The sequence below is a fragment of the Clostridium sp. 1001283B150225_161107_B6 genome (assembly GCF_015556325.1).
In the GTDB taxonomy this organism is placed as follows: Bacteria; Bacillota; Clostridia; order Lachnospirales; family Lachnospiraceae; genus Enterocloster.
Genome location: NZ_JADNMD010000018.1, coordinates 68,955 through 81,157, shown reverse-complemented (window position 1 = coordinate 81,157; position 12,203 = coordinate 68,955). Strand labels below are relative to the sequence as shown.

Genomic DNA, 12,203 nt, shown 5'->3' with positions numbered 1-12,203 from the left:
CTTGATTCATGTGTATCAGAATATTAGCATAATTCCAGGGTCTGGTGGATAAGTGTAGGCTTTTCCGGAATAGGTTCCCGCTGGTGCCTGCTTTCGGTTCTCACAGCTGATTACCATGTCCCATCTCCATCATCTTCCTTATCTGCGATTCCACATACCCTGCGTTCTCCCTGGCCTCCGCCAGGGAAGTGAGCAGCTTATCGCAGGCAGTGATGATATCGTCGTCCCCGCCGGGCGTATCAATGATTCTCCGGATATTGGCGGACGGATTCCCGGACAGGGCGTTTAACATCCGCAAAATAGACGAAAGGGAATAGCTGGCGCACCGGAGGGAGCGTATGATGGCCAGCCTCTTAATATCTTCCCCTGTATAAACCCGGTAACCGTTGGCTGTCCGCCTGACGGAAAACAGGCCGTTAAGCTCCCAGTTCCTCAGCGTGTCAATGGTAACTCCCAGCATATCCGCTGCTTCCTTTCTTGTGTACACAGCCTGGCCGCAGCCATTTTCAGGCCAGGGGCCTTTTATGCCTGCAAGCAGTGCCCGGCATGTCCGGACAGCCTCCTCTGCATGTTTCATCTCCCGGTCCAGCTGGGTGCTGTAACTTTTTGTCATCTCCAATGCCTTCCCATAATCCCCTGACGCTGATGTCTTAATGATGGCCACTGCCTGTTTCCTCAGTCCGTTTTGCAGGACCTCCACCCGCAGGGCCGCCCTTGCCAGCTTAAACTGCTCCACATGAAGCTCCGTAAATATCCGGTAACCGCTGCCTGTCCTCTCTGCCTTTGGAATCAGGCCGTATCTTTCATACAGACGCACGGTGTTAACATGAATTCCAAACATCCTTGCCAGGTCCACTGTCCTGTATGTCTTCATAAAAATGCACCTCCTCTCCCTTTATATCACAGTCTCCAACCCTGGTGTTATAATGTAGGGTTCTCTCTTTCAGCACAAAATCTGCAGTGCGAAATGAAAAAGCAGGTTCCGAAGAACCTGCAAAATACACCGCCATCAAATCCAGATGGCAAAATCATCATAGTGAAAAATTCCGCTCCCTTAAATCTCACTGATGTGATGATACACAATCCTCACATAATCCTCCGGCTTCTGGAAATCCAGTTTCAGGGCCAGGCTGCCATGATTCTCCCTGAATTGGTCCCATAACACCTTCTGGGCAGCGTATGACTTGTTGATATCCCGCCATTTTCCATCCGGACATACGGCGTTGACTGCGCCGCTGCACTGATTCACAATCTGCAGGAATCCATTCATGTTCAATATAGTAAGTTTTATCACAATCCAACACCTCCAGGAATATGCAGCCCCTTCCATGACCGTGGGAAGAAGGTGCCATACCCTCTTCCTACTATCATTATAGTGCATCACATTACCCAAAGATATCGAATTGCTGTCATCTTATATTACTATTCCGCCACTTTAGCCGGTACTCCTTGGGGCTGCATCCCATGCAGCTGCGGAATACCTTGCCGAAGTAACTGCTGCTTCCCAGGCCGCAGGCCTGGCATATGCCGGTGATGGGCTCATTTCCCTCGGCCAGCATCCAGCAAGCCCGCTGAAGGCGGTAGCTGGTCACATATTCTACCGGGGTCATATTCAGGCAGTCCTTAAACACTCTGAAACACTCCCGCTCACTGATGAAGGCGGACGCCGCAATCTCCTTTACCGACAGCTTATCCCCGCAGTGTTTGTGGATGAACGCCATCATAATTTTTATTTTCTGGCTGGACCGGCTGCTGTATCTGGTGCTTTTCTCCATGGTCCCTGCCAGTGAAAGGAGACTGCACCATATTTCGGACAGGGCTGCCCGCAAACGGATTTCATAGCCATACTCATCCTCCGATATCTGAAAGGACCGCCGCAGGGCTTCCAGGACAGGTCCGTGGGCCGGCTGGTCCGGGTACAGCCCGATTATCTCTATCTGGGACAAGGTCACAAGGGGCGATACATACTTCCGGTCAATGATGCTTCCGCTCTGACCGCTGATTAGCAGCGGGTTAAAGATGTGAAGAAGGGTAGCCACCTCCGCCCCATCCCTTGCCCTGGACATATGAAGCACGTTTGAATTCACAAAACCCCCTGAGCCGGCAGTGAAAACCGTCCTGCCCTGAGGCGTATCATATTCCAGGCTGCCCTGCTCCATGTAAAACAGCTCCACCTCTTTGTGCCAATGCCAGGGGGATTGTCTTCCCGCGCACTTATCCAACTCCACATAGGAAGCAATGTAGGGAAATTCCGCCGAGATTCCCGGCAGTTCCTCTTCATAGCTTCCCGGTTTAAGCTCAACTTTACGGATTACCTTCATAGCAGCCTCCTGTTCCGGAGCCTTATTGCGGGGCGCCCATATGTTCCAGGAACATCCGTACCTCCTGATATTCCCATCCCATCAGTTCTTTCACATCGTGGGAGAACGCCTCTGCGTTCCCCTCCTGCAGATGCCGGCCTGCCAGAGCCACAATGCCTTCATATTCCATGTGTATGTCCCTTTCCTTCAGGCGCAGCAGCACAATGGGATACCCCCATACAATCAGCTCCCTTAGCTTTTTGTAACACTCCTTTACCAGATTCAGCCCGCAGCTTTGTTCAATGAACCCAAGCACCACCTCAAAGGCCATATAGCTTTTCCGTTCTTCCCTGAGCTGGCAGACATCATGTTTCAGCTTCTCCACAACATACGCCGGCGCATGCTCCAGTGTATACAGCACCACCTGTTTTATGGTCAGCATCATCAGCTGCAGACTTTCAATATACAGCTTCATACCCTCCCTTATTTCCGGATTGGCCAAATCCACCCCCTCCGGCTCTGTCAGGACAAGGGTCCCCTTTCCGTGAAAGGACCTGGTCATGCCCATGCTGTCCAGAATGGACAGGGTACGCCTCACCGTATTCAGGGACACCTCATAATGCTCCGCCATCCGCGGAAGAGACGGCAGATAGGTTCCCGGCGGATAGATTCCCTTCTCAATTCCCCACAGGATGCGGGATGCAAGCGTATACCTCAGCTGGGGACGCTGCCTGTAAATATTCCAGTAAAAAGGAACCTGCTTCGCATCCTCCATGCCGTACTCCGACTGCGCCTGCTCTATGAAAGAAAACAAATCCGTCACAGCGCGGCCATAGGACGCCTCAAAGGACTGTCCCAGCAATGAAATGACATCATCCCTGGACAGTCCGTCCAACTCCTGGTCCGTGAACTTTTTCCGGGATTCCTGGTCAGACAGATAAGCGAACCTTATATAACGCACAGTCTCCCAATAGAGATTAAGAAACAGGCGGTTGTCCAGCGCCCTGAATGCCAATATATAAAACTCCACCGGCATGGATACGGCTCCTGCCTCCGGGTGCTTCATATTATATAAAAGGGATTCCCATTCCTCATCCTTCCACCGGTTCAGACCTTCCCGCCACAGCGGCTCAAACAGCAGCTTTCCTGACTGGGCCAAATCCACGATTCCCATTTTCCTCGGCACAAAATACCTGGCTGCATTCTCCCTGAATCCGGCTGGTCCTGCTTTATAAATCACCTTAGGTGTCTTTCTCGGTTCAACCCTTATATATCCTCTGTTCTCCAGGGAGGTCAGAGCAGCCCTTACGGTTGCCTGCGCCAGATGGAACATCTGGCATATTTTCTTTATGGACGGAAGACTTTCTCCATATTTATAATATCCATAAAGAATCCTGGCCTCAAAATATTCATATACCAGCCTGTTTAAACCACTGTCAGCTTTCATCCTTTCACCTCAAATACTTATATATCATCTGCTCCAGCACACCGGCGTCTATGGGTTTTGCAAAATGTGCTGTCATTCCGGCGCGAAGGGCGTTCTGAACATCCTCTGCAAATGCATTGGCAGTCATGGCTACGATGGGTATAGAGGCCGCATCCTCCCTGTCCAGACGGCGGATAGCCCTTGTGGATTCATATCCATCCATCTTTGGCATCTGCACATCCATCAGAATCATGTCGTAATAATGTTCAGGGACTTGTCGGAACCGTTCCAGGGCTTCCTCCCCGTCACAGGCTTCCTCCACCTCCACTCCCATCTCCTCTATCAGGGTTCTGGCAATCTCACGGTTCATTTCATTGTCTTCCACCAGAAGGATACGCCGGCCTGTAAAATCCGCCCGGCCTGTAAATCCGTTCCATTCCTGCCCTTCCTTTTCACCGCTCAGCTCGCTGAGAAGGTAGCATATCTTGGACCGGTAAAAGGGCTTTGCCAGAAATGCGGATACGCCGGCTTCCCTGGCCTCTGTCTCAATTTCCGCCCAGTCATAGGCAGTCAGCACAATGACGGGAACCTCTCTTCCCACCTTCTGCCGGATGCGGCGGGCCACTTCCACCCCATCCATATCCGGCATCTTCCAGTCCACAATAACCAGGCGGAACGGGTCCTCTGAATCCTTCAGCTCCAATACCCGCCTTACTGCCGCAGCACCTTCCGTGACAAACTGAGGACGCAGTCCCATATCCCCTAAAAGCTCCGCCGCATTCTCACAGGTCTGTTCATCATCATCCACAATCAGACAGTGGATGCCTATCCATTCCTCCGGCACCTCCTCAGGCACTGCATCCTGAATCAGCAGGGGAAGGGCCACTGTGAATACAGAGCCTTCGCCCGGCCTGCTTTCTACTATGATATCACCATTCATTAAATCTATCAAATTCTTAGTAATGGCCATTCCCAGACCGGTCCCGGTAATCCGGCTGCTGGTGGAGTCCTGGGCCCGTTCAAAGGGCTGGAACAGCTTGCCCACAAATTCCTCGCTCATACCGATTCCTGTGTCCGCACACCGGAACACATAACGCCCATATCCTCTTCCTACCCCCCGTTCCTGCTTCACCTCCACATGGATGCTTCCCCCTTTTGGGGTGTACTTGGCTGCATTGCTCAGGATATTAATATATATCTGACGGATTCGGAGGGCATCCCCCACCACATCCTCACTTTTCAGGGTTTCCAGATGCACATCCATTTTCAGGCAGTTGGCCTCGGCCTGGGGACGCACCAGTTCCACTGATTCCGCCACCAGCTCAGCCAGATTAAAGGGTTCCTCCCGTATGGATAGCTTCCCGCTCTCGATTTTTGACATGTCCAGCACATCGTTAATCAGACTCAGAAGATGCTTGCTGGACAGGCTGATTTTCTTAAGACATTCCATCACCCGTTCCCTGTCGCTGAGATGGGCGGTGGCAATGGCCGTCATGCCTACAATTGCATTCATGGGAGTCCGTATATCATGGCTCATATTGGACAGGAACCGGCTCTTGGCCTCGCTGGCCGCCCTGGCGCTGTCCAGCGCGCTCTGAAGGGCGCGGCGTTTCTGTTCCTCCTCATAGCGCTGTTCGTCAATACGGCGTGAAATCAGGATTGCCAGTTTATCCTCTGAATAGGGATTATCCACATGGATAATCTGTATGGATACCCAGTGATACCTGCCGTCCCCAAGCATCTGCCTTACATCCAGGAACACCTCGCTCTTCTCCCGGCCAAGGGTCCTGTTCAAATTCTCCGCCGAAAAACGCCGGCCAAATTCTTCCTGATGTTCCGGATGAATTGAGGACGCAGCGTCCTCAAAAAGCTGGCTGTAGGACTCCTGACAGCCCAGATTCAGCATCAGTCCCTCTTTTACATAGATAAAGTTTAATGTATCCTTAGTCAGGTTAAGACTGACAATCACCGGATATGCATTGGAAATGGCCCCTACCAGGGTAAGGCGTTCCTGCAGCTTCTCCCTCTCCGCCTCCTCCTCCGCCAGTTTTACGTCCGTGATGTCGTGGATAGCTGAAATCAATACAGGGCTTCCATTTTCATCCAGGGTCCTCTCCACGATTCCGGCTCCCCAGAAATACCCATTATCCGCAGTAATCACACGTATCTCAAAGATATTCTTTCTGCCGCTTTCTGCCGTATCCCTAAACAGTCCTGCCAGATTTTCATAGTCCTCCCGGTGTACCACATCGCGCAGGCTTTTTCCCTTCATGGCATCATTGGATGCCCCCTCAGGACACCGGAGCAGCCTCAGCCCTTCCTGATTCAGCTGGAGGAAATCATAGGGGGAATCCACAGACATCAGGGCAATTCCCTCGGGCACCGCATTGTACAGGCGGCTGATATAGTCAGCCTGGTTCCTTAATTTCCGGTTGGTCCTGTTGGCATAACGCAGATAAAAGGCCAGCAGCAGGGCAATCCCCAGCAGGATACAGCCAATCAGGGTAAAAGCACGCACAAGTATCTCATTTGTCTGGGCATTGACCACATCCCGGGGAATAATGGAAATCAGGTACCAGTCGGATTGGAGCTTCAAAGGCACATAGCAGAATACGGTATCCTCCCCCTGATAGCTGAAGGTTGCCCAGCCCGTATACGAATTCTGAAGGGACTGGGAAAACTGTTCCAGACTCTCACGGCTGTTCCGGGTCTCCGGCAGCATATCAAACAGGTTCTTGACTGTTTTGTTGCTGTTTGGATGGGGAGAACGAATCAGCACATCCCCTTTCAGGTTGACCACATAGGAAAATCCGGCATTATTATAGAAAGACAGGGTAAAGCTGTCCACAATACGTTCCACTTCATATTCCTTTACCAGGTATCCCTGCACCCCGTCCTGCAGCGTAACCCGGACAAACAAATCAAACACATTGACACCGGTGACACTGCTGATATGGGGGTCAATGATGCCGTTCTTCCGGTCCGTACCGTCAAGCGTTTCCCTTGCCCCTTCGTCAATCTTCCCATACGCGGGAATACAGGCCCCGTCCGGCAGATACAGGCTGATTCCACTTTCTATCTGGGAATAATAATCCAGCAGAAATCCCAGTTCCTCCTGCTGTCCGGAAGCAAATCCCTTGAGATTCTCCGCCACAGTCCCCATGGACTGGTAATCCTCCGTAAGCTGGATTTTCAGGGTGTTGCAGCCCTGCTGCGTGCTCTCTATGATGGTCTGGACAGACTGTTTCCACAGCTCCTCCTTGACCTCATGTATGAACAGGAACGTCAGGGCGCAAAGCACTGCCCCCACCAAAACAGCAGCCAGGGCAATCTTCTTTTTTATACCGGTTCGGTTCCTGTCCATTACCATCCTCCCATTCTCCCTGCTGCCTCCTGGTCCATCCATTCCATGGTATCATCCAGGGTTTCCCCTGCCATCAGACGTTTGGACGCCTCCGCTGTCAGGTCCCATATGGGCAGTTCCAGAAGCCCATCCGTCCCGATGACAGTCCTTCCTGACTGATAACAGGCGACCATGGGCTGCATCTCTTTTACGGACGACGGAATCCCTTCCTTTAAAGGACTAAAGGAGGACTGCTGGTCCGCGAACTTCTGTATGTTCTCAGGACGGGTAAAATATTCCACAAAAACCAGGGCTTCATCTATATGCTGGCTGTCCCCATTGACGCTCAGGCGCGTATCTGCATTGATGACCACTAGTCCGCCGTCCTCCAGCACAGGATAAGGGACCACCTCAAAGTCAAAATCCGGATTCATGCCCTCCACCCGGCCGGCCGCCCATGCCCCAGTCAGCATGAATGGGGACTCTCCTTTTACGAATTCTTCCAAATCATCCGAGGTCTTTTGGGTCTTCAATGCCTTTTGGGCATCCACATAACCATTGTCAAGGAACTCCTTGACCAGAGAAAAACCAGGAGTCATATAGAGGCTCAGCTTATCCTTCCCCTCATTCAGGCGGCCAAAAATATCCCTTTCCTGTTTTTCCTGATACGCCGGATAAAAACTCAGGCCAATGGCCAGGGTCTTCAGCGAGATATCATTGTTTGCTATAACCGGAGTAATGCCCTGTTCCTTAAAATAACCGCAGACCTGCCTCCATTCCTGAAGGTTCTCCGGTATTTTCTGCTTATGTTCCTTCAGCAGTTTTTTATTGCAGTAAAGCCCAAATCCCGATACCGTGGTGGGAATCCAGTAAATCTTTCCATGCTCATCCATCTGGCCGAGCATGGAGTCGCTGTAGCCCCGGATGGTGTCAAGACCGGATAAATCCACCAGCAGTCCCCTGGCCTGCATCTCTAACAGGACATCGTGGTTCACCATGAACACATCGTCGCCTTTGCCTGCATCCATCCTCTTTTCCAGGGCTTTGTAATAGTCGTTTCCCTTAAGGCTTTCATAGGATACCCTGATGCCTGGGTTCTCCTTCATGAAGTCCGACAGGATTTCCTCAATGACCGTTACATTTTCCGGCTCATATTTATTGCCGAAGAATGTGATTGTGGTGACATCCTCATCGGGCACCTGGATATTGACAACCTTATTCCCAGTACTGCATCCCCCCAGCATAAGGGTACATGCCAAAAATACCGTGCCAAGCCCTGCCATCCGTCTATTCATATCATATTCCTCTCTTTGATTCCCCTAAGCAGGAGTCCTGCTTCCGCCTAACTCTGCTCATATATATTCTAGCATGATACATCCCATGGCACAATCTCTTTTTTACTCTTATCCCTCTGTCACGGGCGGTTTGCGCTCCGCCCAAAAAAAAATGCCCCAAACCCGCATGAACACTACATTCTTGCGGGTTTTAGGGCATTTATCTTTCACTCCGGACAATTACTTGGCGTAATCCGTAACTCTTGATTCACGAATCACATTTACCTTAATCTGTCCCGGATATTCCAGCTCGTCCTCAATCCGTTTGGAAACATCTCTTGCGAGCAATATCATATCATCATCGCTGATTTGTTCCGGAACTACCATGATACGAACCTCACGGCCTGCCTGAATGGCAAAAGACTTGTCCACTCCCTTAAAGGAATTGGTAATATCTTCTAATTGTTTCAATCTGTTTGTATATGTCTCCAGCGTCTCACGTCTTGCACCAGGTCTTGCAGCAGATATGGTATCGGCTGCCTGTACAATACAGGAAATGAGGCTGGTAGGTTCAACATCGCCATGATGGGATTCCACCGCGTTCAGTACAGTGGCAGATTCCTTATACTTCTTACACAGGTCTGCGCCCAGCTGAACATGGGTACCTTCCATGTCATGGTCAACGGATTTACCAATGTCATGTAATAAACCGGCACGTTTTGCTAAACGTACATCCACTCCAAGTTCTGATGCCAAAAGTCCTGACAGCTGGGCCACCTCGATGGAATGCTTTAATGCATTCTGGCCATAGCTGGTCCTGAATTTCATCTTACCAAGTAACTTAACGAGTTCCGGATGAATTCCATGGATGCCAACTTCAAGACAGGCTGCTTCGCCCTCTTCTCTCATGTTGTTCTCCACTTCCTTCTGTGCCTTCTCTACCATCTCCTCGATTCTGGCCGGATGAATCCGTCCGTCCACAATCAAACGCTCCAATGCAATTCTAGCAACTTCTCTGCGTATTGGGTCAAATCCGGATAATACTACTGCTTCCGGGGTATCATCGATAATCAGTTCCACACCGGTAAGGGTCTCAAGGGTACGAATGTTACGGCCCTCTCGTCCAATGATGCGGCCTTTCATCTCGTCGTTAGGAAGCTGTACAACAGAAACCGTTGTCTCAGCCACATGGTCTGCAGCACACCGCTGGATGGCAGTCACCACTAAATCCCTGGCCTTCTTGTCAGCTTCTTCCTTTGCCTTGTTTTCAAGTTCCTTAATTAATTTAGCTGTGTCATGTTTTACATCATCTTCAACAGATTTTAAAAGATATTCTTTTGCCTGTTCGGAGGTTAGACCGGATATCCGTTCCAGTTCCTGTATCCCCTGCTCATACTGGGCTTCCACTTCTGCAGTACGTTTACTGAGAATGTTTTCCCTCCTGACCAGGTCCGCCTCCTTCTTTTCCAGGGCATCTGCCTTTTTTTCAACGTTTTCTTCCTTGCTTAATACACGTTTTTCATAACGTTGAAGTTCCGCTCTTCTTTCCTTGGTTTCCTTCTCTAACTCATTTTTCGTCTTTAAAGATTCTTCCTTGGCTTCCAGGAGAGCTTCTCGCTTCTTTGTCTCTGCGGTTTTTAATGCTTCATCTATTATTTCCCTTGATTTCTCTTCTGCACTTCCTACCTTGCTGTCATACTGCTTCCTCTCGTAATTGCGTGCAGCAAACCAAGTAATAATAGCCACAACTATCATAACGATAATCATCATCATAGGGACCATTATCTGTGACACAGGAGCACCTCCTTATTTAATTTTCATTGTACGAACTACAACATATTAATTTTATACTTTTTTCAGAATTATGTCAAGTATCTTCCCCTTATTTTCCCGCAGAGACAGACAATATAGACAAATTGCAATAGGCCCTATTCCTGGTTTTCAGCGGTTTTAATCTCCCTCATCACCCTGTTTATCACCTCAAAGGAGTATCCCTTCCGCCCTAAGAAGGCCGCCAGACGGCCTTTTTCCTGGTAGGAAGCCTCCTTTCTGCCCCCCAGGCGCTTGGCCAGAGCCTGTCTGGCTGATTCCTCCTCATCCACAGGCGATTGCTCCAGGGCCTCCTCTATATAAGAGGAATCCACGCCCTTTTGCTGCATCTCATACACCATCTGGCGGCGGCTCTTTTTCCCGGCATAGGAGCGCACATAGCTCTGGGCATAGGCACTGTCATCCAGAAAATGATATTCCTTCAGGAAATCCGCTGCATAGTCCACTGCCTCCCTGGGATATCCTGCCTTCCCAAGTTTTTCCTTCATCCACTTCTCGGTCTTTCCCGAATCCTTTAATAAATGCAGGGCATATTCCTTGGCCCTTGGACGCAGTACATCCCTGAGTATTTCCCCATAGACCCTGTCTTCCAGTTCCCTGCCTTCCTCTATCCTGTACCGTTCAACCTCACCCCTGTATAAAACAAAGGCAAAGCCTTCCTCCAGGAAGACTTTGCTCTTTCTCTTATCTACAGGAATGACGGCTGTGACCATCATACCAGCTCAGGGGCATCTGCTTCCCCTGCTTCCGTTTCCATTGGTTTGGCGGCTGTCCTCAGGACCTCGGCAGCCTCCATGGCCTCCTCTGCACCGGGCAGCTCATACTTTGACCTAACTTTGGCCTCCACCTCAGCGCAGATGGCCGGATTATCAGACAGGTACTGCTTGGAATTCTCACGTCCCTGGCCAATCTTAGCTCCGTTATAAGCAAACCAGGCGCCGCTCTTCTCAATGATGTTCTCCTTAACTGCCAAATCCAGGATATCGCCTTCCTTGGAAATGCCCCTGCCAAACATGATATCGAACTCAGCTTCCTTAAAAGGAGGCGCAATCTTATTCTTCACCACCTTTACCCTGACACGGTTGCCGGTGACCTCTCCGCCCTGTTTTAAAGTCTCTATCCTGCGGACGTCCAGACGCACGGATGCGTAGAACTTCAGGGCCCGTCCGCCGGTGGTTGTCTCCGGATTTCCAAACATAACGCCAACCTTCTCACGCAGCTGGTTGATGAAAATGACAATACAGTTGGACTTGCTGATAACAGCGGTAAGCTTCCTCAGGGCCTGCGACATAAGCCTGGCCTGAAGGCCCACATGGGAATCGCCCATCTCGCCGTCAATCTCGGCCTTGGGAACCAGGGCTGCCACGGAGTCCACAATCACGATATCCACGGCGCCGGAACGCACCATGGTTTCGGTAATCTCCAGGGCCTGCTCACCGTTATCCGGCTGGGAAATGTACAGGTTATCAATATCCACTCCTATGTTCCTGGCGTATACAGGGTCCAGGGCATGCTCTGCATCAATAAAGCCTGCAATGCCTCCGCGCTTCTGCACCTCTGCCACCATGTGAAGAGCCACCGTGGTCTTACCGGAAGACTCAGGTCCGTATACCTCCACAATCCTTCCCTTGGGAACTCCGCCCAGTCCCAGGGCAATATCCAGGCTGATGGAGCCTGTGGGAACCGTCTCAATATTCATATTGGCCCTGGAATCCCCCAGCTTCATGACAGAACCCTTTCCATACGCCTTCTCAATCTGGGTAAGGGCAGCATCCAGCGCCTTTAGCTTCTCATCTTTATTCATATCGCGGTTGATTACATTACTCTTTTCTTCTCTGGCCATAGTATCCTCCAATGCCTTCTATACGAACAAACGTTCTCTAATAGTTACAATAATAGTATAGTTCACCCAAAATGTCAACCTCTATTTTCCCGCCACGCCCCTTTTTCACGCTGGTTTCATACTACTCCCAAACCGTTTTCCTGTCTGCATTACTAATGTGAATTCCGGGCGAACCGCCCCTTACAGG

9 protein-coding genes are annotated in these 12,203 nt (G+C 50.6%); all 9 read right to left on the bottom strand.

All coding sequences use genetic code 11. The features are described 5' to 3' along the window. Window positions 1-100: 100 nt before the first annotated feature. The 9 genes from I2H39_RS27195 to recA all read right to left on the bottom strand — a co-directional run bounded on the left by I2H39_RS27195 (window position 101) and on the right by recA (window position 11,977). The gene (locus I2H39_RS27195) at window positions 101-874 is read right to left on the bottom strand and encodes a MerR family transcriptional regulator (RefSeq protein WP_138306876.1); all 774 of its coding nucleotides are present in this window, start codon (window positions 872-874) and stop codon (window positions 101-103) included. Window positions 875-1,054: 180 nt separating this feature from the next. Then, window positions 1,055-1,294 (bottom strand): hypothetical protein, encoded by a 240-nt coding sequence (locus tag I2H39_RS27190; protein WP_138306875.1) that lies wholly within the window; start codon window positions 1,292-1,294, stop codon window positions 1,055-1,057. Window positions 1,295-1,409: 115 nt separating this feature from the next. After that, entirely contained in the window at window positions 1,410-2,321 is a 912-nt protein-coding gene (locus tag I2H39_RS27185; RefSeq protein WP_138306874.1) for an AraC family transcriptional regulator, read from the bottom strand. 22 nt (window positions 2,322-2,343) lie between these two features. Then, window positions 2,344-3,747 carry a GntR family transcriptional regulator gene (locus I2H39_RS27180; protein WP_138306873.1) on the bottom strand — a complete coding sequence of 468 codons (1,404 nt, stop codon included), beginning with the start codon at window positions 3,745-3,747 and terminating at the stop codon, window positions 2,344-2,346. A 4-nt stretch (window positions 3,748-3,751) separates the two neighbouring features. After that, on the bottom strand, window positions 3,752-7,132 hold the full coding sequence (locus I2H39_RS27175) for a response regulator (RefSeq protein ID WP_330640733.1): 3,381 nt from the start codon (window positions 7,130-7,132) through the stop codon (window positions 3,752-3,754). Continuing rightward, window positions 7,090-8,364, bottom strand: a complete 1,275-nt coding sequence (locus I2H39_RS27170; protein WP_138306871.1) for an ABC transporter substrate-binding protein — start codon at window positions 8,362-8,364, stop codon at window positions 7,090-7,092. Before I2H39_RS27170 ends, I2H39_RS27175 begins: the two co-directional genes overlap by 43 nt. 219 nt (window positions 8,365-8,583) lie before the next feature. Then, complete coding sequence (gene rny, locus I2H39_RS27165) at window positions 8,584-10,125, bottom strand: ribonuclease Y (protein ID WP_207739863.1); 1,542 nt, start codon at window positions 10,123-10,125, stop codon at window positions 8,584-8,586. Window positions 10,126-10,271: 146 nt separating this feature from the next. Then, entirely contained in the window at window positions 10,272-10,889 is a 618-nt protein-coding gene (locus tag I2H39_RS27160; RefSeq protein ID WP_195627993.1) for a regulatory protein RecX, read from the bottom strand. After that, complete coding sequence (recA, locus tag I2H39_RS27155) at window positions 10,886-11,977, bottom strand: recombinase RecA (RefSeq protein WP_240305767.1); 1,092 nt, start codon at window positions 11,975-11,977, stop codon at window positions 10,886-10,888. Before recA ends, I2H39_RS27160 begins: the two co-directional genes overlap by 4 nt. Between the last annotated feature and the right edge of the window lie 226 nt (window positions 11,978-12,203).

Excerpts from the sequence above, each read along its gene's own strand:
- I2H39_RS27195 (WP_138306876.1), bottom strand. The coding sequence starts at position 874 with ATGAAGACATACAGGACAGTGGACCTGGCAAGGATGTTTGGAATTCAT.
- I2H39_RS27185 (WP_138306874.1), bottom strand. The coding sequence starts at position 2,321 with ATGAAGGTAATCCGTAAAGTTGAGCTTAAACCGGGAAGCTATGAAGAG.
- I2H39_RS27180 (WP_138306873.1), bottom strand. The coding sequence starts at position 3,747 with ATGAAAGCTGACAGTGGTTTAAACAGGCTGGTATATGAATATTTTGAG.
- I2H39_RS27175 (WP_330640733.1), bottom strand. The coding sequence starts at position 7,132 with ATGGATGGACCAGGAGGCAGCAGGGAGAATGGGAGGATGGTAATGGAC.
- I2H39_RS27170 (WP_138306871.1), bottom strand. The coding sequence starts at position 8,364 with ATGAATAGACGGATGGCAGGGCTTGGCACGGTATTTTTGGCATGTACC.
- rny (WP_207739863.1), bottom strand. The coding sequence starts at position 10,125 with ATGGTCCCTATGATGATGATTATCGTTATGATAGTTGTGGCTATTATT.
- I2H39_RS27160 (WP_195627993.1), bottom strand. The coding sequence starts at position 10,889 with ATGATGGTCACAGCCGTCATTCCTGTAGATAAGAGAAAGAGCAAAGTC.
- recA (WP_240305767.1), bottom strand. The coding sequence starts at position 11,977 with ATGAATAAAGATGAGAAGCTAAAGGCGCTGGATGCTGCCCTTACCCAG.